Source organism: Cryobacterium sp. AP27 (assembly GCF_056680495.1).
Genome location: NZ_CM155285.1, coordinates 1457570 through 1481875 on the forward strand (window position 1 = coordinate 1457570; position 24306 = coordinate 1481875).

At 63.0% G+C, this 24306-nt stretch carries 23 protein-coding genes and 3 pseudogenes; 9 read left to right on the top strand and 17 right to left on the bottom strand.

Annotated elements, in window-relative coordinates; translation table 11 throughout:
- Window positions 1-55: 55 nt before the first annotated feature.
- The 5 genes from AC1MB9_RS06885 to AC1MB9_RS06905 all read right to left on the bottom strand — a co-directional run bounded on the left by AC1MB9_RS06885 (window position 56) and on the right by AC1MB9_RS06905 (window position 3068).
- The gene (locus AC1MB9_RS06885; protein ID WP_479964286.1) at window positions 56-619 is read right to left on the bottom strand and encodes a dihydrofolate reductase family protein; all 564 of its coding nucleotides are present in this window, start codon (window positions 617-619) and stop codon (window positions 56-58) included.
- The gene (locus tag AC1MB9_RS06890) at window positions 582-797 is read right to left on the bottom strand and encodes a DUF1990 family protein (protein ID WP_479964287.1); all 216 of its coding nucleotides are present in this window, start codon (window positions 795-797) and stop codon (window positions 582-584) included. The genes AC1MB9_RS06885 and AC1MB9_RS06890 overlap by 38 nt, the downstream gene beginning before the upstream one ends.
- A gap of 306 nt (window positions 798-1103) precedes the next feature.
- Window positions 1104-1286, bottom strand: coding sequence for a helix-turn-helix transcriptional regulator (locus tag AC1MB9_RS06895; RefSeq protein WP_479964288.1), 183 nt, complete (start codon window positions 1284-1286; stop codon window positions 1104-1106).
- Between the two features lie 8 nt (window positions 1287-1294).
- Entirely contained in the window at window positions 1295-1615 is a 321-nt protein-coding gene (locus tag AC1MB9_RS06900; protein WP_479964289.1) for a hypothetical protein, read from the bottom strand.
- Window positions 1616-1847: 232 nt separating this feature from the next.
- Complete coding sequence (locus AC1MB9_RS06905) at window positions 1848-3068, bottom strand: low temperature requirement protein A (protein ID WP_479964290.1); 1221 nt, start codon at window positions 3066-3068, stop codon at window positions 1848-1850.
- 268 nt (window positions 3069-3336) lie between these two features.
- On the opposite strand from AC1MB9_RS06905, the gene AC1MB9_RS06910 reads away from it, so the two are divergent.
- The 5 genes and pseudogenes from AC1MB9_RS06910 to AC1MB9_RS06930 form a co-directional block, all read left to right on the top strand.
- On the top strand, window positions 3337-4383 hold the full coding sequence (locus tag AC1MB9_RS06910) for an FUSC family protein (RefSeq protein WP_479964291.1): 1047 nt from the start codon (window positions 3337-3339) through the stop codon (window positions 4381-4383).
- A gap of 125 nt (window positions 4384-4508) precedes the next feature.
- Window positions 4509-4667, top strand: coding sequence for a hypothetical protein (locus AC1MB9_RS06915; protein ID WP_479964292.1), 159 nt, complete (start codon window positions 4509-4511; stop codon window positions 4665-4667).
- 5 nt (window positions 4668-4672) lie between these two features.
- Window positions 4673-6145: a protein kinase domain-containing protein gene (locus AC1MB9_RS06920; RefSeq protein ID WP_479964293.1), complete on the top strand. Its 1473-nt coding sequence runs from the start codon at window positions 4673-4675 to the stop codon at window positions 6143-6145.
- Between the two features lie 332 nt (window positions 6146-6477).
- The gene (locus AC1MB9_RS06925; RefSeq protein ID WP_479964294.1) at window positions 6478-8004 is read left to right on the top strand and encodes an APC family permease; all 1527 of its coding nucleotides are present in this window, start codon (window positions 6478-6480) and stop codon (window positions 8002-8004) included.
- Window positions 8005-8014: 10 nt separating this feature from the next.
- Window positions 8015-8185: pseudogene (locus AC1MB9_RS06930) on the top strand (IS256 family transposase); the annotation flags it as partial.
- A gap of 328 nt (window positions 8186-8513) precedes the next feature.
- On the opposite strand, the gene AC1MB9_RS06935 reads toward AC1MB9_RS06930, so the two are convergent.
- Window positions 8514-10301 carry a putative bifunctional diguanylate cyclase/phosphodiesterase gene (locus AC1MB9_RS06935; protein ID WP_479964295.1) on the bottom strand — a complete coding sequence of 596 codons (1788 nt, stop codon included), beginning with the start codon at window positions 10299-10301 and terminating at the stop codon, window positions 8514-8516.
- Window positions 10302-10700: 399 nt separating this feature from the next.
- On the bottom strand, window positions 10701-10985 hold the full coding sequence (locus AC1MB9_RS06940) for a GNAT family N-acetyltransferase (RefSeq protein WP_479964296.1): 285 nt from the start codon (window positions 10983-10985) through the stop codon (window positions 10701-10703).
- 147 nt (window positions 10986-11132) lie between these two features.
- Here AC1MB9_RS06940 and AC1MB9_RS06945 point away from each other — a divergent pair.
- A pseudogene (locus AC1MB9_RS06945) lies at window positions 11133-11273 on the top strand (TetR family transcriptional regulator); the annotation flags it as partial.
- 456 nt (window positions 11274-11729) lie between these two features.
- On the opposite strand, the gene AC1MB9_RS06950 reads toward AC1MB9_RS06945, so the two are convergent.
- The 4 genes from AC1MB9_RS06950 to AC1MB9_RS06965 all read right to left on the bottom strand — a co-directional run bounded on the left by AC1MB9_RS06950 (window position 11730) and on the right by AC1MB9_RS06965 (window position 14362).
- Window positions 11730-12125, bottom strand: a complete 396-nt coding sequence (locus AC1MB9_RS06950) for a VOC family protein (protein WP_479964297.1) — start codon at window positions 12123-12125, stop codon at window positions 11730-11732.
- A 264-nt stretch (window positions 12126-12389) separates the two neighbouring features.
- Complete coding sequence (locus AC1MB9_RS06955; RefSeq protein ID WP_479964298.1) at window positions 12390-12893, bottom strand: SRPBCC family protein; 504 nt, start codon at window positions 12891-12893, stop codon at window positions 12390-12392.
- 820 nt (window positions 12894-13713) lie between these two features.
- A complete protein-coding gene (locus AC1MB9_RS06960; RefSeq protein ID WP_479964299.1) occupies window positions 13714-13968 on the bottom strand; it encodes a hypothetical protein in 255 nt (84 codons plus the stop codon).
- Between the two features lie 226 nt (window positions 13969-14194).
- Window positions 14195-14362 carry a hypothetical protein gene (locus AC1MB9_RS06965; protein WP_479964300.1) on the bottom strand — a complete coding sequence of 56 codons (168 nt, stop codon included), beginning with the start codon at window positions 14360-14362 and terminating at the stop codon, window positions 14195-14197.
- Between the two features lie 480 nt (window positions 14363-14842).
- Between AC1MB9_RS06965 and AC1MB9_RS06970 the strand changes: the two genes are divergently transcribed.
- Complete coding sequence (locus AC1MB9_RS06970) at window positions 14843-15247, top strand: VOC family protein (RefSeq protein ID WP_479964301.1); 405 nt, start codon at window positions 14843-14845, stop codon at window positions 15245-15247.
- Between the two features lie 131 nt (window positions 15248-15378).
- Here the strand turns inward: AC1MB9_RS06970 and AC1MB9_RS06975 are convergent, their stop codons facing one another.
- Window positions 15379-16113, bottom strand: a complete 735-nt coding sequence (locus tag AC1MB9_RS06975; protein WP_479964302.1) for a hypothetical protein — start codon at window positions 16111-16113, stop codon at window positions 15379-15381.
- A gap of 562 nt (window positions 16114-16675) precedes the next feature.
- Here AC1MB9_RS06975 and poxB point away from each other — a divergent pair.
- Window positions 16676-18409 carry a ubiquinone-dependent pyruvate dehydrogenase gene (gene poxB, locus AC1MB9_RS06980; RefSeq protein WP_479964303.1) on the top strand — a complete coding sequence of 578 codons (1734 nt, stop codon included), beginning with the start codon at window positions 16676-16678 and terminating at the stop codon, window positions 18407-18409.
- 335 nt (window positions 18410-18744) lie between these two features.
- On the opposite strand, the gene AC1MB9_RS06985 is transcribed toward poxB, so the two are convergent.
- The 3 genes from AC1MB9_RS06985 to AC1MB9_RS06995 are packed head-to-tail and all read right to left on the bottom strand — an operon-like array spanning window position 18745 to window position 20008.
- Window positions 18745-19137 carry a RidA family protein gene (locus tag AC1MB9_RS06985; RefSeq protein ID WP_479964304.1) on the bottom strand — a complete coding sequence of 131 codons (393 nt, stop codon included), beginning with the start codon at window positions 19135-19137 and terminating at the stop codon, window positions 18745-18747.
- Complete coding sequence (locus AC1MB9_RS06990) at window positions 19112-19579, bottom strand: SRPBCC family protein (RefSeq protein WP_479964305.1); 468 nt, start codon at window positions 19577-19579, stop codon at window positions 19112-19114. Before AC1MB9_RS06990 ends, AC1MB9_RS06985 begins: the two co-directional genes overlap by 26 nt.
- Window positions 19580-19609: 30 nt before the next feature.
- Complete coding sequence (locus AC1MB9_RS06995; protein ID WP_479964306.1) at window positions 19610-20008, bottom strand: SRPBCC family protein; 399 nt, start codon at window positions 20006-20008, stop codon at window positions 19610-19612.
- 313 nt (window positions 20009-20321) lie between these two features.
- Between AC1MB9_RS06995 and AC1MB9_RS07000 the strand changes: the two are divergent.
- Window positions 20322-20423, top strand: a pseudogene (locus tag AC1MB9_RS07000) (TetR/AcrR family transcriptional regulator); the annotation flags it as partial.
- A 4-nt stretch (window positions 20424-20427) separates the two neighbouring features.
- Here AC1MB9_RS07000 and AC1MB9_RS07005 read toward each other — a convergent pair.
- Together AC1MB9_RS07005 and AC1MB9_RS07010 are read right to left on the bottom strand one after the other, a co-directional pair.
- Window positions 20428-20970, bottom strand: coding sequence for a hypothetical protein (locus AC1MB9_RS07005; RefSeq protein WP_479964681.1), 543 nt, complete (start codon window positions 20968-20970; stop codon window positions 20428-20430).
- An 845-nt stretch (window positions 20971-21815) separates the two neighbouring features.
- Entirely contained in the window at window positions 21816-24116 is a 2301-nt protein-coding gene (locus AC1MB9_RS07010) for a putative bifunctional diguanylate cyclase/phosphodiesterase (protein WP_479964307.1), read from the bottom strand.
- Window positions 24117-24306 lie beyond the last annotated feature (190 nt).

The following is a 24306-nucleotide window of genomic DNA, read 5'->3' on the forward strand; positions in this document are numbered from 1 at the left end:
GCAACGGATCATGACAACGCTGCAGAGACCACGCACTCTATGCGGAGAAGTCCGGTTATCGGACGACGCGGTGCCGGAGGTAGATGACTCCCGAAGCGAAGGTGCGGCTTTCGACGAGTTCGAGATCTACCCGGCGCTCGCGTTGGGGGAAGAACGGTACACCGCCGCCGACCAGCACCGGGTACACAATGGCTTGGTACTCGTCGATCAGACCCTTTTCGGCGGCCTCGGCCGCGAGAGTCGCTCCGCCAATGGCAATGTCGCCCTCCCCCGGCTCGGCTCGCAAACGCTTGACCTCCTCCGCGATGTCGCCGGAGGCCAGGCGGGCGTTGCCCTGCACCGCGGACAGCGTGGTTGAGAACACCACCTTCGGGAGCGGGTTCCAGAGCGCGACCCACTCGAGCTCGGCGTCGTCGAGAGATCGATCCTGATCAGCGGTCTCCCAGTACAACATCGTCTCGTACAGTCGCCGTCCCAATAGGTGCACGCCCACCTCTCGAATGTCGTCGATCCAGAATCGAAAGACCTCTTCGTTGGGCTCGGCCCAGTCGAAGCTGCCGTCTGGCCCGACGATGTAGCCGTCAAGTGAGATGCCCATTGAATAGGTCACCTTGCGCATGAGAAATCCTCCTCGGTAACACGTTCGAGAATACGCCGGATGCCGTGGAGTCGACGCTAAACCCGCTCGCAGTTTTCACCCGCCACCGAAGCACGTCCCGGGCGGCGCGCTCCCACACGGCGTCACCGCGGCCTAAGACGGCCGACACTTCCGAGCGACGATATCCACGGTCGCTCACCGGCTATTAACGACGTTCGGGACTGGTCATGCGGCACCTACTTCCACGCGTCCGAGCTACGTGTTCCATCAGGCCTCTGTCGTTCTCCGAGCGAGGTTCCGGTTCCGGTGATCGTGTGAAAAGGCATCCGCCGTTGGTACGTGAATCGGTTTCCGCCCGTCGGGAGTTCCCCGACGAGGGCAATGGCACTAAACCGGAGGTTCCGCCGCGGATACAGGGCCGGATTTTGCGTTAATTGACACACACGCTCGACATCAGCCTTGATCTCATGCTCAACATAGATCGCCTTCTCCCCCATCGCACCGGTCATTGTTCGTCGAGAAAAATCTCCTCAACCGTTCTGTCGAAGACCTTGGCGATGCGGAAGGCGACCGGGAGGCTCGGGTCGAACTTCTCCTTCTCGATCGCGTTGATCGTTTGTCGTGACACATTCACGCGCTCCGCCAGATCCGCCTGGGTCCAGGCGTGCTCGGCTCGAAGGGCCTTCATATGGTTCTTCACCGGTATCTCAGGCTTCCAACAACCATGGCGACAGGATCGACCACGGCCATCAGGACACAGAGGAAGGCGACATTGGCGTCGAAGATGACGAGGCCAATGCTGTTCGCGGCCGCATAGGCGAATCCGCCCACCAGTCCCGCCCCCAGTGCGACGGCGATCGCATCCAACATGATCTTCCGTTGCAGCTCATCCAGTCCCCGGAGATAGCGGGCATGCGCGATGATCCATCCGACACCGACAACAAGGTTGGCGGCAATCAGAATCCAGCCCGCGACCGGCTGGGAGTCCCACAGGAAGACGGGGCGCCGGCTTGTCACTACGACTGCCCGGTTAATCGGTTGGGTATCCGCCCTCCAGTAGAACCCGCGAGTCCGGCGACCGCACCCCCGCGGCCACCAAGCTGTGGACGCTCCGCGCACAGCGTGGAAGTGTTCAGGTGCGTGGGCTGCCGGGATACGCCGGCCACGTGCGGCGGTGCCATCTGCGCGTACCGGCGACCGGGCTGGCCGTGCCGCTTGACCCGGCGCATCCTGTGGCCGAGCGAGCACGTCAGCCGGCCTCCGGCTCGTCGGTGCCGGTGTGCACGCGGAGGATCGTTTCCCACACGGCGACACCCACAAGCCCCGCCGCGGTCATGGCTGCGAGCGCGAGGGGTGAGAGCAGGAATGCCGGCCCGAAGAGCAGCAAGAATACGGCGACGCCGACCAGATGGGAGATAAGCAGTTCCCGGGCGACGACCCAGCGGAAGAGTATGAGCCCCACGAGATAGAGTGCCGGCCCACCGAGGAGAGCGGCAGCGGTCCAGACGCTCACCGCGGCATCCGGATGCTTCAGCACCTCCTTATCGGCAGCGGAGCTCAGCACGATCCCCGCGATGATGAGCGCGTGCACATACGTGTAGGCGAGGCGGGCCAGCCGGCCGGGGTTCGATGCCGACGTGATGGCCTTGCTCCCGACGCGTTCCCCGTGATCGAAGTAGAGCCACCACATCGTCACGGCGATGACGAAGGCCACGAGCAGGCCAAGGGCGCCGTCAACTGAAATGTCCTGGTCGACGAACGCGAACCCGGTCACGAGAAAGGACTCGCCGATGGCGAGGATTACGAATAGAGCGCTGCGCTCGGCGATGTGGGGGCCGGAGAGGTCCCAGTCGTCCGCCGTGGACTTCCCCAGACGAGGCATGCGGAAGCCAAGGCCGGCGGAGAGGTATTCGATGGCCAGCGCGATGCCCCAGAGCGGAAGTCGCCATTCGAGCGGGAGCACGGCGCCGAGAATCCACACGGTCCCGGCCACCGTGAGCCAGACGAAAATTCTCAGGTGCGTGCGGTGCAGCGCACGGTCGTGCCGGGCGACCGCCAGCAGCACGAACCCGGTGCGTCCGAGCTGCAGGGTCACATACGAGACGGCGAAGACCAGCCCCCGGTCGCCGAACGACTCGTAGATAGACGTGCTCATCACGAGGCCGATGAGTGCGAGGCCGATGATTGCGCCACGCACGGGCAATCGCACGGGGTCGAGCCAGTTGGTCGCCCACGTCGTGTAGATCCAGATCCACCAGAAGGCCAGCACAAGCACGGCGGATTCGAGCGCCCCGCTCAGCGACTGGTTGTCGAAGAGGTGCCGGGAGAGCTGAGTGAGCGCGAGAATGAAGATCAGGTCGAAGAACAGCTCAATGTAAGCGACGTTGTGTGCGCGCTCGGAATCGTTGGGCCGGAGGAGGTTCCGACGGATGCCGAGAGCTGCTGGGGCCGTCTTTATCTGTGGGGTCACGGACTCATTCTCCCGTGCATTCGGGGGCGACGCTGAGCGGCGCGGTTCGAAACTTCGCAGATATTTGTTGTCGACCGACGTGCACCGACGACGGGGCAACTCAAACGGAGTGCACTGCCGGGGAATTCCCCGGTTCGGTCAGTACGGTAACGAAGCAACGAACGCCCGGTGGGCACCATAGTCGAATGGAACAATAATGACAGGCACCACGCTGGCACCAGTTATACACACGGCGCGGCAGCTGAAATCGCACATAACCAGGGCGCGCATGTTGCAGGCCGGCAAAGCCGCTGTAGCCGTCGGCATTTCATGGTCGATCGCTCCGTATTTGCCCGGCGTCGCCGACAACTACCCCTACTACGCGCCGCTCGGCGCCCTCGTGAGCATGTATCCCACGCTCATGGGTTCGGTTCGGAATGCCCTGCAGACCCTCGGTAGTCTCGCAGTCGGAATTGTGCTCGCCGCTGCAGTGCTCGTTTTCAGCCAGCCCAACGTGGTGACGATTTCGGTCGCCGTCGGCGTCGGCGCTCTGATCGCCGCAACCGGGTGGTTCGGAAACAACCGCGAATACATCCCCGTCACGGTCTTGTTCGTGCTCATCGTGGGCGGCCCCGACGCCGACTCTTACTCCATCGGCTATGTCGTGCAAATCAGCCTCGGCATCGTCATCGGGCTCCTGATCAACATGCTGGTCTTCCCCGCGCTGAACCTCAAGGGCGTCGACCAGAAGCTCTCGAACTACCGCTCGGCGCTGGCCGATCACCTGTCCGAGATCGCCGAAGCCCTTGCCGAGAACTGGCCGCCGGAGCGGGACGGCTGGGCATCGCGTAAAGACTCGCTCATCGGCCTGTCCGGCGAGCTGCGAACTGCGCTGCAAGCGGCCGACGAAAGCCGAAAGGTCAATCCGCGGGCTCGAATCCACCGCCGAGACCTGAGCGCCGACTACGAGGACCTGGCTGCCCTCGAAACCATCGCCTTTCACGTGAGGGATCTCACGGAAGTACTCGCCGGGGCCGTGTGGGGCACCCCGATCGAGGTGCCACTGAGAGAGGAGTTGCGCCCGTCGGTGAGCCTGGCCCTGGACGCGTTCGCTACGGCGCTGCGTGATTGGGATTCCGGAAATACGGATCTGGCGGCGCACTCCGCTGCCGCGGATTCGCTTGCGTCCCTCATGGCCGAGCTGGACGACAGGAAGGACTCCGCTCCGGCGACGTCGATGGGCGCCGCGACCGCCATCGCCATGGATATCGCCCGGGCGCTCGCAGCCCTTCTCTCCCGGCTTGAAAGCCCCGCAACTGTGGCGATAGATGACTAGTTGCGGCGGTCTGACGCTAGGGCATTTTGACTTTCGCATCGTTCTCTGAATAAATTCAATCGAAGCTTTTGTTGCCCCGGACCCCGGTAGCGCCGCTGTCACTCATCACGCCAAGGGAGCAATAAATGAATATTTTCGTCATCGTCGCCATCGTCGCCGTTATCCTGCTGCTCGTCGGTGGTTTCGTTCAGGCCTTGCAGTTCCTGCTCTGGGTGGGCGCCGTCCTCCTGATCATCGCAGTCATCGCATGGGCTGTCCGCAGCATGTCGGGACGCAGCCGCTGACTCGTATGACCGACAAGGCCGAGCGGGAGGACGATGCGGCTGAAACCCAGGTGGACGACGGGGCGCGGCGATCGGTCCCGTCGGACACGTTGGAGTATTCGATCCTGCAGGGCCGCTACCGGATCACGGATTTCATTGCCCGGGGCGGTATGGCTTCCGTGTACCGCGCGAGGGATGAGTTGCTTCACCGCGACGTCGCCGTGAAGTTGTTCCCGGCATTCGATGGCGAGGCGACTGCCGATCGCCAGAGCAACGAACTGCGAATCCTTGCCAGCCTCAACCATCCCAATCTGGTGGCACTCTTCGATGCGGGCGTGGAACGGTTCGTTGACCCTGCGCAGTCCCGGATGTACCTGGTCATGGAGCTCCTCACCGGTGACACGTTGCGCGCCAAACTGCATGCAGGCAAAATAACCCCGCGGGAGGCGGCCGAGATCGGGTCCGATCTGGCCGAGGCGCTTGAATATGTCCACGAGCAGGGCGTAGTGCATCGCGATGTGAAGCCTTCCAATATCTTGATGGTGGTCTACCCGGGCAGCGGTCGCCGCCCGCGAGCGAAACTCTCGGACTTCGGTGTGGCATCGGCGCGGGCGAGCGCTCAGGAAGCATTGGAAACCTCGACGCGTGGCACCGCGCCGTACCTCAGCCCGGAGCAAATTCGCGGAGATGAGGTCGGTGCGGCCAGCGACATCTATTCGCTTGGATTGGTGCTCCTGGAGTGCTTCTCCGGCCACCTTGAATTCCCGGGACAGTCCTTTGCCGCGGCGCTCGCCCGGCTCGGCCGCGAACCCGAGATCCCCAGCCATGTGCCCCCCGTCTGGCGTCATCTCCTGTCATCGATGACGGCTGAAAACCCGGCAGATCGACCTCTTGTCCGCGATATTGTGTTGACTCTTCGCGATGAGGCCCGATCGGATGCGCCGCGTCACCGTCTGCTCGAGAGCTCGATCATGGCTCCCAACGAAACGGACCGCTTGGCCGAGGTGCGGCGCTACCGGATCCTCGACACGCCACCCGACGGTGCTTTTGATCGGATCACCGCGCTGGCTGCGCGTGCCTTCGAGGTGCCGATCGCCATTGTCAGCATCGTGGATTACGATCGGATCTGGTTCAAGTCCCACCCTGGACTTGACGTCGTCGAGGTTGGCCGCGACGCCGGACTGTGCGCCTCGGCGATTCTGCACGACAAACCGTGGGTCGTTGAGGACGCACGAATCGATCCACGCGCACTGGCCAACCCCCTCGTTGTCGGTGAGCTGGGCGTGCAGTTCTATGCCGGTATACCGCTGCGAACCACGTCCGGACACAACCTTGGCATGTTGTGCGTGTTGGACTACGTGCCGCGCGCAGCGACGCCGGCGCAAATGGCAACACTGAACGACCTGGCCGCGCTCGTGATCGGCGAACTCGAGTTGCGTTTGGAAAGCCGTCACCTGTCCACGGGAACCGCTCAAGGACAGAGACGAACTGTCTCCTAAGGAGACAGAAACGACATCAGGCCGCGGAAAGTGTCAAGCCCCCGGGTTATATGGAGGCTCTGTTAGTCCCGGTCTCGTGGGTTGAGGCCCGGCCAGGTTGACACCGACAGCTAGAACGACAAGACAACGACACCGAGCGACCGGAACACCGGCCGTCACCGGGTCACGAACCGCACATGACCTTCAGGATGGCGGCAACACGCCCAAGAGGGAATCTTTCGGTTCTTTACCGCTCACGGTTTCCGGTCCACTAGGTTGAGCACACACAATGATGTGTTCACGGCCGGGTGGGTGGCCGCGCGTTCCTCCGGCTTGATCGGAAAGGTTACAACATGAACGACAATGCGTCCCCGCGGAAAGGGCTCGGCGACAGCGAGCACCTCCAGGCCCTCGGATACGACGACTCCTTCCACCGCTCCATGGGTCTCTGGGGTAATTTCGCCCTCGGCTTCACCTACCTGTCCCCGTTGGTGGGCGTGTATTCGCTGTTCGCGCTCGCGCTCAGCACGGGCGGTCCACCCTCGATCTTTTGGCTGATCATCGTTGGCACCGGGCAGTTGCTCGTGGCCCTCGTCTTCGGCGAGGTCGTCTCGCAGTATCCGATCGCCGGCGGGATCTACCCGTGGACCCGCAGGCTGTGGGGCAAGCGCTACGCCTGGATGGCGGCCTGGGTGTATATCTGCGCGATGATCGTCACCATCACGGCCGTCGCCGAATTCGGCTCTGGCTTTTTGACCAGCCTGATCAATGCGCCGGTCACCAACGAGGTCACCCTCGGCCTGTCCGTGCTTTTCCTCGTGGTGGCCTTCGGGCTGAACTTCTCCGGCACGAAGACGCTCAGCCGGGTGGCCAGGATCGGTCTCGCCGCCGAGCTCGTCGGCGTCGTCGGCCTCGGCCTCTACCTGTTGATCTTCCAGCGCAAGCAGGAGTTCAGCGTCTTCTTCGACTCCATGGGCGTGCAGGGGAACGGCAGCTACGTGGCGGCGTTCCTCGGCGCGGCCCTCGCCGGACTATTCCTGTTCTACGGTTTCGAGGCCTGCGGAGACGTGGCCGAGGAGGTCGAGAACCCAGCCAGGGGAATCCCGCGCGCCATGATCCTGACCATTCTCGTCGGCGGGGTCTCGGCCCTCTTCTCCTTCGGAGGTTACGTCCTGGCGGCCCCTGACCTCCAGGCCATTGTCCAGGGCACGGACATCGACCCGATTCCCGCGATCCTCGACGCGTCGCTCGGTACGGTCGGCGCGAAGATCTTCCTCGTGGTCGCCCTGACGGCATTCCTCTCCTGCGTGCTGAGCCTGCAGGCGGCCGCCAGCCGACTGCTGTTCTCCTTCGCGCGGGACGGAATGATCCCCGGCCACACTTGGCTCGCCCGGGTCTCGCACCGCACCGCGGTGCCTGTGAACGCCCTCATCGTGGCCTGCACGGTTCCCCTGCTGCTGTGCCTACTGATCTACGTGGGCGGCAGTACGCTTCTGGCGAGGATCACGGCCTTCGCGGTGATCGGCATCTACGTGGCGTTCCAGTCCGTCGTGCTCGCCGCGCTCCGGCAGCGGATCAAGGGCTGGCGACCCGCCGGGCCGTTCAACCTGGGCCGCTTCGGCTTCGCAATCAACGTGATCGCACTCACCTACGGGATCTTCGCGATGGTGCTGCTGGCGAGGCCGGGCACGACCGGCGTGTTCCTCGACGACTGGATCGTGCTGATCGGTCTCATCATTGTGATGGGCAGCGGGCTGCTCTACCTGTTCATCGCCAAGCCGCACAGCGCCTCGCACCAACCGGAGGGCGACGCGATCGCCGTGGCCGCGATGCTGCGGGCACACCCCGAGAACGCAGGGCCGGAATTAACCACGAGCTGAATCGAATGTTGCTCAACGGAACTTCCCCATCGAGCAGGCGGCTCTAAGTCCTTTGTCTGGTCACTCGCAGTCTCGACCCACCGGGGTCGGCCGAATGCGATGGACGATGATGTGGAAGCCAGCTCTGAACGCGTTCGCCATTGCCTTCCGTGACCGCTGGCCGAACGCAGAATCCTCCTAATGAAAGCCGGAAACACCGTTGCCGAGACACCCCCGATCCTGGGCGACTGGGGGCAACAATCATGCCGGGCCTGACAGGCCAACACCCCAGCGTTGCGATTACCCCGATCTGCCCACTCGCTGAATCACCAGTGAGTGACGCCCGGTTAGCCTCGACGCCGGCGTAAAGATGGTGGAATAATCCCCGTATCACAACAGGGACGACGGCCGTTACGCGTAGCGTGTCCGGCGACCGCGCCTTCCAACCTCAAGAAGGCATGAGGACAAGAAGATCTAGCCATAGGGGTGGCTTCCCGCGCGCATCGTTCGCCTGCGGGCGCACCTCGCGCCTACCGGCAGAGCGCCTCGAAAGCGTCAGCGCGTACCGGCCGTGAGAACAGGTACCCCTGAGCCACATGGCAGCCGTGCTCCAGTAGCCACACTGCCTGAACCTCGGTCTCCACGCCCTCGGCGACCACCCCGTTGGAGATGGCCTGGGCGAGGCTCAGGATTGTCTGTACGAGCGGGGCGGCATCCGCTGCCGACTCGATCTCGGAGACGAACCGGCGGTCGATCTTGAGAACACTTGTGCTCAGTGTACTGAGCCGCTCGAGGTTGGAGAAGCCGGTTCCGAAGTCGTCGATGGCCACGCGGATTCCGCCCTCGTGCAGCAGCGCCATGTTGCGCGCGACGACATCCGCTTCTATTCCGTAGGCGGTCTCCGTGAGCTCGAGGGCGAAGGCGCCCGCCGACAGTCCGGCGGCGGAGGCGACCGCGAGAGCGCGGGCAACGTAGGACGGATCGGCGAACTCCACGCCGGAGACATTCACCGACATGACGAACGGCGGGTAGCCGGTCACCGTGGGAATGTTCCAGCTCGCCGCCGTGCGCAGGGCCTCGCCCATCACCCATTCGCCGAGTAAGACGATGCTCCCGCTGGCCTCACAGTGCCCGATGAACTCGTCGGGAGCGATGCGCCCTCGGGTGGGGTGCTGCCAGCGCACAAGCGCTTCCGCTCCGATGATGCCGCGCGTGTGCAGGTCGACGATGGGCTGATACTCGAGAAAGAACTCGCCGTCGTCAATGGCCCGGCGGATCGCCGCGACCCCGGCATAGTGCCCGCTGTGCTGACGACTCACTCCGCGACCGCCACGCTTGGCGGCCGACAGCGCATCAGCAGCATGGGTCATCATTTCCGAAACGGATGCCCCCGCCTCGCTCACGACGATCCCCGCGGAGAACGCATGAACGTCCGGTCGGAGTTGCTCCACTAACGAGACCGCCTCAGCGGCTGTGGTGCCCGGCAGCATGAGCGCGAACTCGTCACCGCCGGTGCGGCAAACGGCCGCTTCGGAGCCCAGGTCACGGCTCACCCGAATGGCGAAATCGATGAGGACCTGATCGCCGTCGATCGGGCAGCGGTCGTTCGTGAGCGCGAAGTGGTCGAGGTCCAGGAACACCACGGTGGTGACGGTCTGCGATGAGTGTCTGAGATGCGCGGTGAGGCGGCGCCGGAAGCCGCTGTGATTTCCGATTGCGGTAAGGGGATCCGTTTCGGACTTCAGCGCACCCAGGGCCAGCCAATGCAGCAGAGTGGCGGAGACTACGGTAATCACGAGCGAGACGATCAGCACCGGCGGCGCCAGGTCGGACTGGGTCGTGGCAAGGACGAGAAATACGGCGCAAATGGTCATTGGCAGGTACCAGACCGACTGTTGCACGGGCACGAGCGCGTACGCAGCGATGACGAGCATACTGCCGCACTGAGCGAAGACGAGCGCGGTCGGTGCGTCGACCGCGAGGGCGATACAGGCAAGTATGAGCGCACCCGCCATGACCAGTGCCCCATGCCGGACGGGTCGGCTGACGCGCGCGCGCCCGACGATCAAGAGAACCCCCAGGAGCATGCCCACCGCGGCGACGATCTGGTAACCCGTTCCCTCTGGTGACGGCTCGATCATGAGGGCGTGGAGAAGAACGGTGCCACCGCCGAGGAGGGTGATGGCGCCGACGGCCATCCCGGCGGCGGCCGGGGCGTCTAATATGCCCGGCTGGAAGCCCAGTCGCGCATCGTCGCCCTTGGCCCGGTCGATGAGTGTTCGCAGAGTTTTGACGGAGGCCCCAAACGGTCGTTCCACCCCCGTACGGGGCGCGTCACTAAGTTATCGGCACGAATATGCGGTTGCAAATCGGGCCTGTTGGCGAACGAGTGCCGCGTTCTCGGCGCCAACCTCGGGGCTATTCAGCGATCCGCGCCCGTTGCAAAGTAGTCCACTTATGAGCCACCGCACCTTCACACAGCTCATGCACTTCTTCGACCGTTGAGGCGGGACCGTGGTGGGCACAGAACTCTTTGCAAGTGCGGTGATATCGTTCGAGCCTCCCGCACGCCTGCGGGTGCCGGGGCCGCGAGTTGTCGCTGATCAGCTGCCGCGGGACACCGTGGGCAACGGAAATCCAGACTCGCCTCGAGAGACGTGACCAAGAGCTCCGGGACCAGACCGGGGCCCGCCATGCTGTCCGCACCTGTCACAACTTCACCGCAGTTCTTTGCGGAACCAGTGGTTCGCGTGTGGGTCCGTATTGCGCGCTTCGCCCTCGATGAAACCGAGCGACGAGTACAGGCTTCGCGCCTCGACGAGGTCGGTTCGTGTGTCAAATCGCATCGCATCGAGTCCCAGTTCGTGGGATTTTCGTTCCACTTCCTGCATGAGCCGGCGCCCCACGCCCTGACCGCGCGCGCCCACGGTGTGGCTGTTCTGATTGGCGGCATTTGCGCTTCTCGTTGGGCACTTGTGGTTTTCGTCAGAATCGTCAGACATTCCTAGATCCCAGAGCACGAATAGCGAGGATGTCCCCCGACGCAAACAAGATGGTCTAGACGCGACTCGTGCTGGCATTTACTTTGGTTGATGTTCTGAGTGATCCGCCCGTAATCCGAACCCTCACCGGGCGTTTTCGGGGCGCAAGTGCGTAATCTGATAAACGTAGACGCGGCCGCCCGCCGCTTTTACGCGGACGGGATCTCTGCGACCGGGATCGACACCATCACCGCAGGTGCGGGGGTGGCCAAGATGCGTCTCTACAACAACTTCGATTCCAAGGCGGACCTGGTGGAGGCTTACCTTCAGGTCCGCCACGACGAGTGGTTGGGACTCTATGCCGATCGCGCCAGAACAACATCGGACACTAGGGCCCTCATCGGCGCCGTCTTCGATGCCTATCTGGACCATGCCGAACTTGCCGACGAGAACGGGTTTCGCGGATGCGGCCTCCTCAACACCCCTGCCGAGCTGCCCGCGGATGCGTCACTTGTCGTGGCGAAAAAGCAGCCAAAAAATCGTTCTGATTCATACAAGTACCTGTCGATCTCACCCGCGACGCAATTTTTGCGCGCTCGGAAGGGGACCTGTCACCCGTCATCCTCGGACACAAGTCCCCCGACGTCACCCGAAAGTTCTACATCCCCTCGAGGCCGAAGGTCGCCCCGGCCGTCCGGGCTGCCGTCACTCAAGGGTCGCACGAGGCCAGCGGGCATCAACCGAGGCGCGGTGGCGGCTCGCGGTTCAGGTCAGCTCGGAGATCTCGAACAGATGACCGTCGAGGTCTCGAAAGAAAGCCCGGATCTCACCACCGCGATCGAGTGGCGTGGTCAGAAACTCGGCTCCTCGCTTGCTGAGGAACTCGAAGGCGCGCTGACAGTCGCCCACCCGGAAGATAATCTCAGCGCTGACCCGATCGGGATCGTCGGGCGCCGCCAGGGTTACGTTCGGCTTGTCCGGCGTCGGCTCGCCACCGGTGACGAGCAGCAGCCAGGTCCCCATGAGATCCAGCACTACCCATGTGCCGCCATACTCTCCGAACACCGAGGCACCCAGGACATCGACATACCAGTCACGACTGGCTGCAGCATCGGCCACGACCAGCATGTGCGTCAGTGCTTCCGCCTCGAACCGATCCATGTTGTCCCCACTACGCGGAGAGGTTACCTTGCAACGGTCTCGAACGGACTCTCGGCCTCGTTCGCGCCGTCAGCCCGCCAGGAGCCACCAGTGCCGCGTATGGCCGGACGGCGACCGGGACACCGACGAATCATCGTCGTCTATTGGGTTCCCGGCGGTGCCGAGAAGAAACTTGTCAAGGTCGATGAGGCCAGTGGGAGTTTAGGTGGCTCGTCGAAATTCTGGAAAGACCGTTGCAGAGACGGCCCTCCCCGAGCGGCCCGGTCATGACTGGGTCTGTGCCCGTGCGTCGGTGGAGACCTCGGCGATCCGTTTGATCGCGGCGAGGGTTTTCGAGATTCCATCGAGGGCTTGCTGGGTGCGGTCGGTGATTTGAGCCTGGGCGTCTTCGCCGAACTTGTCCTCGAACATGGCGATCCCGTCGGGCAGGAATTCCCAAGACTCGGTGAGTATCGTCCCGGTCTCCGCGGCGGTGAAGCTGAAGCCCCAGCGGACGAAGCTACCGCCCACCACCCAGGCAAACTCACGACCGTGCTCTGCCGTCACGACCTCAGACCGGGTCTCCCAGGTCCGATGCGGGAGCTCGTTGTGCCCGGTGAACCAGGCACCGACCCGACCGGCGTCGGCCTCGTCATCCCACCAGCATGACGTACAGACCGGGCTCCACTCGCCGGTGCGGGTGATGTCGGAGAGCAGATCGTAGAGAAACGCGGCCGACGCCTCGACGATGATGGATTCCTGGTGGCTGAGGATGCTTGTCTTACTCATGCGTTTACCCTAACGGAGGGGGCACTTCTTCTGCCCCCGGCTGCCGCCGTGCCAGTCTTCTTGCAAATCCTGGGCAAGCGTGGCACAGCGACTACGTGGTTCCACAACTCGACTGCTGAGTCCTCGTGTGGCAGCCGGCTGTTAAGTGACACAGGGACGGCCACATGACAGAGCCAAAACTGGGTGCCCTTAGTGTTTCAGAGGGGAACGTCCCCGGAGCTCGCCCACACGAGTTTGGATGACAGGCCGGTTACTGTTCCGTGGTCATTTCGCCGACCGCGCAAAGTTGAACGCCCACGACTCAGGTCCTCGGCCGGTCTCCACCCGGCCATTTTTTTCGATCTCACGCCGGAGTTTCATCAAGCTTTCGGTCATCCCGGGTGAAAGAGCCTCCTCCGGAGCCATCGGGGTGACCGCACGGGGCGACGCGAACGAGTCACTCTTGTACCGCACTTCGCCGTCGATCCGGCCGACGAATCGGAGGGTCATGCTGCCGTACTGCGATGACAGAGTGGAGAGCACGCCTGCCCACCACGACGTCCCCCCGACGTCCTCAAGCTCGATCTGAAGCGTCTCCCCTTGTGTGCCCATGAAGTGCATTGTGCACCGTGACCGGTCGCCTGTATACGGTCCGATGTCATTTCCCGAAGGTGCCGGCACGAGTGTTCGGTCGAGAAACTCAATTAACCTGATCGGGTCCCACGTCGAGCCGGTCAGTCTTGCTTCCCACAGATGCGCCTCTCACTCACCCTGTAACCGTCGCGGTTATTGAACCGCGACCGGGACTCGCTAAATGATGATGGTCAACTCGCCGGGGTCATCAATCGCTCTTCCACATGGAATCGATAATGCCGGCATACGACGATTTCGTGGGATCGGTGTCGAAATTGGCTCCTGGATACTCCAAGACAACCCAGCCGGACTGATAGCCGTTCTCCCCAAGGGTTTCTGCGAATTTCTCTGCTTCGTCTGGCGAGTCAAAACGATAAATGGAGACTTCCTTCGACCGCACCGCCGCTAAGCAGGCGTCGTTTGCGGCACAGGCATCGGCGGTAATGTCGCGTGGATTCGTCACGGGAAGGTCGGCTGCGCTGTGAAAGCTTCCACCACATCATCAACCCCCATCGTCGAACGAGGCTCAAGCACCGCCTGACACCCGCTCACGGTCAACGCAATCGCGACCACAGTCAACACTCGAGCGGCCCCAGATATCCTCATGACTGCATAATCCCATAGCGTGCGCGGGATCGCCGGCCCCGTCGTCGCAAGGTCTACGAATCCCGATAGAGCACCCTTGCGGATCAGCCGACGACGACGTTCAACCGCTCACGCACCACGAGCGTGATGTCGTCCATAATGCAACGGGAACGCTCAGCGGACACTTGCCGTAGCCCGATGTAGCCGGCGGCTTGAAGTGCCCGCGCTGCGGGTGCTCCAACCTTTGGCAGCGAATCGAGCGAGGAAGTCATGGCGGTAGGTTATCAGCGCCCTGAGACGCCGCCCAGTGTGTCGCCTGACGGTCATGCGCACGTGTCATGCATCGTCTCGGCCGGGCTCTTCACAAGGGGAACCGTTCGAGGTCTTCCCGGTGACGAGACTTACAAAGGACTGCAGCGTTGGTTGAGCGAGCCCGCCTCCCCGCCTACGGTCCCGCACGTCGTCGAGACGTCTGGTCTGGCAACCTGACGATGCTGACGCCGACGTCCGCCCGAATTCTTGACCGCACGGGTCGAAGTACCGGAATTTTCGGATCCCGTGGATATCGAACTGGCCGCAGGAGATCGACAGGCCACTCCTGAGGTTTCAGATCTGGGAGGCCGCTGACATGATCCAGTGGTTCCTCGTCGAAGGGCCCAATCACCGAGTCGGGTGGCCTCGCTCCTCGTTTCACACGGGAACCCATACAGCGTTCATACGATCCGTAGTTGATTTCTCTGTATGATCTGCACATGATGGCGCCGCAGATCTATGTCACCTTCCCCGGTACAGCGCGCGAAGCGCTCGGCTTCTATGCGGCTGTTTTCGGTGGAGAGCTTTCCCTGCACACCTACGAGGATTTCGGTCGCACCGACGGCCCGCCACATGCCATAGCTCACGGGGTGCTCGAGGGCGCAGTTGCATTGATGGGATCCGATGCCGCAGCGGGCGAGAAAAGCGTCCGGTCCGAAGGTGTCAGGCTTTCGTTGCTGGGGACCGCGGAGCCGGGTGTTCTTCATGAGTGGTTCGACAAGCTCACCGTCGGCGGCAGGGTCGTTGACTACCTTGCCCCCAAGCCTTGGGGCGCTTCGGATGGCCAGGTTGTCGATCATTTTGGTCTTCATTGGCTTATCGGATACGAGCCAGGCCCTGACTGAGATACAGCTGCTCGCCCAGTTAGCGAACCCTCTGCGGGACACCATTCACTGGATAGCTGAATACCCTCTGTCGCGCCTGATTCGCGGCCCCATAGACGGAACCGGCCGCTGATCAGTTCGGGTTGACTTGCCTAGTTCGTGGATCGCGTCCAGGGGCTCACGCTTTCCAGCTGGACGTTGACAACGCTGGGACCGGCGAGGAGAGTGCCAACTGCCGTGAAGTCTTGCTGAGGGAGAATGCTGTCGGTCGGATCGACGCCATTGAACTGTCGAACGTTGACCCGCCCCGAGTTCGTGGACGAGAAGACGACCGGCTGCTCAGTGCCCGCATACAGATAGGAATCGTAGCCGCCGGTCTCCGGCAGCGCGGGAAGCGCCGAAATCGGCGACACAGTAATGGACCAGTCACCCGCGCCGGCCTCAATGCCTATCCAGCCCGCCGGGCCAACGGTGGCGTCCAAGCCATAGGCCACGCTGGCGGAATCGCCCTGGTAATCCGCTGTTCCGGCTTCATGGAAGGTGCTGTCCTCGCCATAAACCTGCGCATAGGAGTCCTCATTGGCCCAATGGCCGGGTGCCCACATGATTGTGTAAAAGCCAGATTTAGCGTCTTCGGGAAGGACAATCTCATCAGCGCCGCTACCAGTGACGGTGAAAGCCTCGAACGACCCGAACGTCTCATCCGCCCACGCCTGAGCAGACTCCTGCGCAGTGGTTTCATTCGTCTGGGCGGGAGTCGAGGTAGCAGACGATGATGAATCAGGTGCGACCGGTTGCTGTGCTTGGCAGCCTGACAAGGCAACAGCCGCCCCCGTCGCTGCGGCCAGTACAAATGTCGCACGTTTCGCAAATGTCACACGTTTCATAGAGTCCCCTTGGTGCTTATCGGCTACTCCGTGTTGAGATGATGTCGTCGAGCTGCGCCTTGACGACCCACTGTTTCAGATTGAGTTTCGCACTGCCCAAGGTCGTTAGACAATACGACAGTTGCGGTCGTGTGCGGAGTCTGTGCGTGGGCCGCGGCCCTGATGCAGGCTCTTCAACCTGCGCCGTGACCTTGGGCTGCGGTCCGAACAAACAGAGAGGCCCGCAGGAGGAACCCTGAGCGCGAATGGACTTCGCGATGTGAATGGCCGTTCCGAAGCTGCGTCAAGCCGGCACCACGTCGCAGCCAGCTCGCCAACAAGTCGACCAGCAAGCGCCGCGGAAAGGTCCGCACCGGGCCGCTGCACCAGCATCTGGTGGGACTGCGCATCTTATGGTGAACTATTGCCGGGTTGATCAATCGATCCATTGTTCTTTCAAGCAATCCCGCGAGCATTATGGCGACACCTAATAGTGCTGCCATGGTCGGGTTAGTACTTGCCGGCTCAACGGACACGACATGAGGAACTCTGAAAGCGTCGCGCCTCGGGAAGGACAGATATCTTGAACACTGTTGCTGAAACCATGGTCGAGATCATCAGGGATGCAGGCATTAAGCGGATCTATGGGCTGCCGGGAGACTCGCTCAACGGATTCACAGACGCAATCCGGAAGTCTGACGGTCTCACTTGGGAGCACGTCCGACATGAGGAAGCTGCCGCGCTCGCGGCGGCCGCGGAGGCGAGTCTGACGGGCGAGTTGGCCGTCTGCGCAGGCAGTTGCGGGCCAGGAAATCTGCATTTGATCAACGGGCTTTATGATGCGAATCGCAGCCGTGTGCCGGTGCTGGCTATCGCGGCCCATATCCCTGCAGCCGAGATCGGCAGTACCTATTTTCAGGAGACACATCCGCGAGAGTTGTTCCGTGAATGCAGTGTCTACACCGAGCTTGTGAGCGTGCCGGAGCAGTTGCCACGGGTACTGGAGATCGCGATGCGCGCAGCGGTCGAACGTCGCGGTGTCGCCGTGGTGGTTATCCCGGGCGAAATTTTCCTCCAGGAGAACGTAGGTCGTAAGAAATCCGCTCCCATCCTGGCCACGACGAGCGTAATTCGGCCCGGTGCGTCCGAATTGGCACGGGCGGCAGCCATTTTGAACGGTGCGAAGAGAGTGACGATCCTCGGCGGCGCCGGAACGGAGGGCGCGCATGCCCGACTGCTGGCGGTCGCCGAAAAACTCCAAGCGCCGATCGTGCACGCCCTCCGCGGGAAGGAATTCCTCGAATACGACAACCCGTATGACGTCGGGATGACCGGCCTTCTCGGGTTCTCATCGGGTTACCGTGCCATGGAGGACTGTGACGCGCTCCTGATGTTGGGCACCGACTTCCCGTACCCGCAGTTCTATCCATCGAAAGCGAAAATCGTTCAGGTCGATATTCGGGGCGAACGGCTCGGCGCTCGCACACCGATCGACCTTGGACTTGTCGGCGACGTCGGGGACACGATCGACTCTCTGCTGCCGCTGCTCGAAGCCAAGTCCAGCCACCGCCACCTCGACTCGGCACTCGCCCACTATGCCAAAGCACGCTTAGAGCTCGAAAATCTGGCCGATAACGATCACAACCGGGAACCCATCCATCCGCAGTACGTCGCGCGGCTGGTGAGCGAATTGGCAACAGACGACGCTGTGTTCATCCCCGACGTGGGCTCCCCGGTCGTGTGGGCGGCTCGCTATCTGAAAATGAACGGCTCACGCAGACTGATCGGATCGTTTAGCCACGGCACAATGGCCAACGCCGTGCCGCATGCCATCGGTGCGCAATCGGCGTTCCCGTCCCGGCAAGTCATCGCCCTTTCCGGCGACGGCGGCCTGAGCATGCTTTTTGGCGAGCTCATGACGATCAGGCAGAACAAACTGCCGGTGAAGATCGTGGTGTTCAACAACTCGTCCCTCAATTTCGTCGAGTTGGAAATGAAAGCGGCGGGCATCGTGAACTTCGGCACCGAACTTGACAACCCGAACTTCGCCGACGTCGCAACCGCAATGGGCATCCACGCTCAGCGCGTCGAGAAGCCCGACGACCTCGAGGGGGCACTCCGCGCCGCATTCGATCATGACGGCCCCGCCCTCGTCGATGTGGTGACGTCGCGTCAAGAACTTGCCATTCCGCCCACCGTCACGGCACAGCAAGCGAAAGGTTTCACGCTCTATGCGATCCGCACGATCATGTCCGGCGGTGGTGACGAGTTGATCGACTTGGCCGACACGAACGTGTTCCGGCGTCTCTTTGATTGAACGCCCCGAACCGTTTGCGGGCGGCCTCCCTTAGGTTGACGGCGATCGCGTCGGGTCCCTGAAAGGATCGGTGTCATGAGCACTCTGTCCCAGGACACTTCCATAATTTGGCAGGACCAGGCGGGGTCGGGACTGCCCCAACTGTGCCCGACAGTTTCACACTGCTCCCTGCCGCATAGCACCGACAAGCTAGCGCGGGAGAGAGTGCACACAATGGGTTCTTGGAACACCTGTCTGCCCGCAAACGGGACCGTCAGCGCGACAGTTCCGTGGCCAGCCGGCCCGATTGCCAAGCGCCGATGCTGTGTCGCAAGAGAACGGCCATCGTGCTCGAATCAGACTTCCGGAAGCGCCGCAATCGCGTCGATCTCAACGAGCGCACCCCGTTTTGCCGGGTCAACGGCGAGCACTGTGACCGCTGTTCGACGATCGCCCCAGACGGAGCGCGTGGCGGAGTAGGCGTCGGTCGGGTCGATACCGGCCGACAGATAGATCGTCAACTTCGCAACGTGCTCCGCGTCAGTGCCAGCGGCGTTTAGGACGGCGAGCACATTACGAAGAGCCTGTTCAGTCTGTGCCCCGAGGCCCTCCAAGAGGGTGCCGGAGCTATCCACGCCATTCTGACCGCCGACGTAGAGAGTTCGGCCGGCGGGAGCAATCATGCCCTGAGCGAATGCAGTGCTCCGGAAGAGGTTCGGGGGGTCAACCGGCAGTGGACGATTGTTCATATCGGACTCCTTTGAGTTTTGCTCCCAGTGTTCCATCCACCTCCGACACAGGCGTGCGCTGCACGGGCGTGTTGGTGTTCGGTTGAGGGCCACTCGCGGTGATGAACGTCGTCCCGTGCGGCGTGGGAATGTACCGCCAGTACCCGCGCCGGGATCGGATAGGCGAAAGGCGGTCATCCGTGGTGAAACGCAGCGACGACGTGCGCGTTCCATCGGGACGCTGCTTCTCTCCAAGGGAGGTGCCGGACCCCGTGATCGTGTGCACCAGCATCCGGCGCTGGTAGGTGAATCGGCTGCCGCCAGTCGGGAGCGTCGCGACCGGGGTGATGCTGCTGAAACGCAGATCCCACCGTGAGTGCTGATCCGGCTCCTGAGTCAGTCGCCAGACACGGTCGACATCTCCCTTGATCTCGATCTCAACATAGATCGCCGCGCCGCCCATTCACCCAGCATGCCCAACTCTGACCGAATCTCAGCCCTGATCCAGGAGGAGCTTTAGATGAGCAAGGTCTTCCCGAATGAGTCGAGCGTCCCCCTCGAACTCGTCGTCGGTCACACCCGGCCGTTTGAAGAGCGAAAACACGATCTCGCTGCCCTGGTCATTCCGGAGCACGCGAAACGGGTTGTGAACCACGGTGCCGTCGGGCAAGGTCACGTCATGATCCAGGATGCCCGACTCGGTGGGACCAACGAATCGGACTTCGACGGATCCCATCGGCGAATCTGAGACCCACCGACCGGCTTCATTCCGGATACCGTCACTCAGCCCTGCAGCCCACAGCGGAAGATTTCGGGGCTCGCCCGCCAACGCGACGACCGTCTCAAGGTCGACATCGACGGTTTGTGAGATGTGAAGCACCGGCCAGGTCATGGCGAGAGGCTATCAGCGACGGGCCATGGCTGTCCCGCAGGAACCTTGAGCGACACGGATTTGGGGCGAGCTGCAGAAGCAAGCGCCGGGCTCGCTGCAGGTTTCACAGGGGAACCCTCACCGGGCGGTTTAGGGTCGCAAGTGCGTGATCTGATAAACGTAGGACTATCCCAATCCAGATTGGTGAACACCGCGGTTGCACCTGAATGGACACGGAATATGAGACAGAACACGCCGGACTTGAGACCTACCCTCCGTGCCGTCTCATGGACGGTCGTCTACGGACACCATGATCAATTCGTGAGGTGGTCATGTGTGCGCGCGTCGGCGGCGGCGGGGCTCGGCGCGCGGGCACCTGTTGGACGGGGCTGCGCGCCGCTTTTACGCGGACGGGATCTCTGCGACCGGGATCGACACCATCACCGCGGATGCGGGTGTGGCCAAGATGAGTCTCTACAACAACTTTCGATTCCAAGGCGGACCTGGTGGAGGCTTACCTCCAAGCCCGCCACGACGAGTGGTTGGGACTCTATGCCGATCGCGCCAGAACAGCATCGGACAGTAGGGTTCTCATCGGCGCCGTCTTCGATGCCTATCTGGACCATGCCGAATTGGCGTACGAGAACGGGTTTCGCGGATGCGGCCTCCTCAACGCCGCTGCCGAACTCCCCGCGGGGCATCCCGGCCGGGCTCTTGTTGGACGTCACAAAGACGAGGTCGAGGGGATCCTTCGCTCGCTTCTGGTTGGGCTCGTCGACGTTGAGCGTGTCGACGCTGTGGCGCTTCACCTCTCGTTCCTTCTGGAAGGGTCGATGGCTCTGGCCGGTCTCGCGGGTGAGCGCCGGAAACTCGTAGTCGCCAAACAACTCGCTCTCGCTCTCGTCAACGCCCTGTGCCGCATCCGTCTGCCCACACCGGGTCATCGCGACCGGCGTGCCAGCTCGAGCGGCGATGGGCACCATTCTTGGGGCTGCCGGGCTAGCGCTCATGCCCGTCGTGCTGGTGAGGGGCTCGACACTACTGACTTCATGGGCTAACGAATCCGTAGGGATCTACATGGCCCTCGTCCCCATGTTCGCCGGCTACGTTCTCTTCGGCCTGGGCCTGCACCGCCATCGTACTCACACTGTTCGGCCCCGCCGTCTCGGCGCTCCTGGCGGTTGCCATCGTTGGCGAGCAACTCGCACCCCTCAGTTGAGCCGGAGTGCGTCTCATCGTCGACAGCCTCGTCGCACTCACAGTCCAACGGCCACGGCCACACGGCACGAGTCCGCAGGCCAACCTCGACGACGGCCGGCGCCTCACGGACATGGCACCCGAGAGAAAAGGGACGATCAACCGCAACTCGCGGATGCGTCATTGATCGTTGCGAAACAGCAGCCACAAGACGTTCTGATTCACACAAGTACCTGTCGATCTGACCCGCGACGCAATTTTTGCGGGCCCGCAAGTGGGACGACCAGCGCGACAGATCTGCGGCCAATCCACCGGCGGCCGAGAGTGCCGATGCTGTGTCAATTTGGGAAGGCCGAACGCTTCAACCGCACTCTCAAAGCCGAATGGATCTACCGCCAAGCAAGCACCAGCACGACGGAGCCGACCCGGGCCCTTGATCCTTGGCGCAACTACTACGGCATTAACGTATCCATGCGGGCATCGGAACGACCCCGCTCAACCGCGTGCCCCCCCAACGTGATGGCTCCGTACAACGAGGTGCGAGACGGGCCTCCGGCCGCTGGCACATACCCAGATACTGCCCGCCGAAGGTTCTTCCGCTCGCCAGGCACTTCCGGCAGGAGCGTGTAGTTCACATCGCTTTGAACTCGGCAGTGACTCGCACGGGATCGTGATTGGCCAGCCACTCGTCGAACTCAGCGGCGGGGATCGGGCGTGACATGAGGAACCCCTGACCGATGTCGCAACCGAGGTGGGCCAGATCCCAGTAGGCGATGTCGTCCTCGACGCCCTCGGCGACCATGCGCAGGCCGAGGCTGTGCGCGAGGTCAATAATGGAAGCGACGAGCGCAGCCGCGCGGGGGTCGCAGGACATCGGCAGCACAAAGGACTTGTCCAGTTTGAGCTCGTCGATGGGCAGGTCGCGCAGGTAGGCGAGCGAACTGTATCCCGTACCGAAGTCGTCCACGGAGATCCCAATGCCCGTGGACCGAAGCCGCGTCAGGATGTCCCGGGCACGATCACGGTCTGCCATCAGGAAGTCCTCGGTGACTTCGAGCACGAGCAGGGAGGGAGACAGCCCGCGGGAGGCAAGCAGCCTGCCGACCGTTTCCGGGAGCTCGGCGTCCACGAGTGAGCTGGCGGAGAGGTTGACGGAAACGGACAGGGGTCGGCCGTTGGCTTTCCAGACCGCGGCCTGGTCGAGGGCCTTCTCGAGCACGATCTGTGTCATCTGGTACATCAGCCCTGCTTCTTCGACCAGGGCGAGGAAGGCGTCGGGGTTGAGCAGGCCCCGGGTGGGGTGATTCCAGCGCACCAGGGCCTCCACGCCACTCACCTCGCCGGTGGTGAAGTTGATCTGGGGTTGGTAGTACACCACCAGCTGGTCTTCCCTCAGCGCGAGGCGGAGTTCTTGGAGCGTGCGGAGGCGATCTTCGCCGTGTCCGTCGCCGTCGGCGGCGGTGTAGACGTGGTGCCCGGAGTGGGTCGTCTTCGCTTTGTACATAGCCATGTCGGCTTTGCGCAGGAGCACGGTGAGGTTCTCACCCTGTTCCGGGTAGACGGCGATGCCGATGCTGGCGCTGGACTGCACTCGGATGCGGTTGAGGATGAACGATTCGGACATCGCGTTGCGGAGTTTGGCGGCCACGGCCTCGGCCTGGTGCGAATCGGAGTCGGCAAGGTGGATGGCGAATTCGTCGCCGCCGAGGCGGGCGAGCATGTCGGTGTCGCGGAGTTCTCCGGAGAGGCGTTTGGCGACCTCCACGAGGAGAAGGTCGCCGACGTCGTGGCCGAGGCTGTCGTTGACTTCCTTGAATCTGTCGAGGTCGAGCAGAAGCAGGGCGCTGCGGCGCCGCGCGCTCGCGGTCAGGCGCGGCGGAACGTCGGCGTAGAGAGCCCGCCGGTTCGGCAGGCCGGTGAGTTCATCGGTCATCGCCTGGACGCGCATTTCGGCGAGCCGGATCCGCTGGCGGAACACGAGCGGCAGCCCGGCCAGGACGAGAGTAAGGCTCGCGAGGACCAGGGCCAAGGCCGAGACCGGCACCCGACTGGCGAAGATCAAGACTCCGAGCGACGCTGCGGTGGCAAGAACGGGCACGGTCGTCGCCGGAATGGACCACGGTGATGCGTTCCGCGGTGCCGAAGGGAATAGAGCTGCGTGGACCCACAGGGTCGCCAGCGAGATCCCGGCCACCGAGCCCGCAGCGAGGGGAATTCCCACGGAATCGGCGCCGTTCAAGTCCAGCGAAGCGTCGATGAGGTCCGTGGCCGTAAAGAGCATCAATCCGACCACAAGCAGCCCCCACCGGCGGCCAACATTGCGGCCCTGCGCCGCCAGAACGCCGACGCACGCACCCACAAGGGCGAGATTGAGGAGCGGATAGGAGATGGCGACTCCTGTAGTCCAGGACGCCGGCCCCTCTGCCGCCCCCTTGAGAAGTGGATCCAAGAACACCGCCAGCACCGCGAGCGCGCCCAACGAAGCCAGGACGCCATCCAGAACCAGTGCCCACGTCATTGCCTGCGTCGCACGACCCAGGAGCACGATCAGGGACGCCTCCATCAGCGGGTAAAAGGCCAGGTATCCGATGTCGGCAAGAGAGGGGTGCGGCAGCTCCATACCCGCCGCGGTCGTCAGCACGGCGTAGGTGTCGCCGATCGCGAAGGCGGCAACGGCAGCCGTTGCCAGGAGAACCTCGGGGCGCCGGAACCGCGTGCGATAGGCGGCCAGCGCGCACACGGCGGTGGGAAGCCACACTGTGATCAGTCGCAACCCGCCGTCCACGAGCGGGTTGAACTCGCCGGATCGATGCAGCATCAGCGCGACCGCGTAACTCGCCACAGCGAACCCGAGGAGCCATTGCGGCCCGGAGAGGGACCGACCAAATGCGCGACGCAGAATGTCGGCGCCTTCTTCGAGCGCAGTCGCCATATTCTCCCCCGATCCGCTAGGTGCAGCCTAACGGACGATTCGAGGCGCCCAACTGCTTCTCGTCAGGGCGGGTCGGCGTGGTGAACGCGGCGCGCAGGCGCACTGGTGACGACCGGATCCCTGTCGCTAGTCTTACCGATGCGGTGGCCATCCGCCGTCTGGCCGGCCAACCCCGAGCTCGCGCTCGACT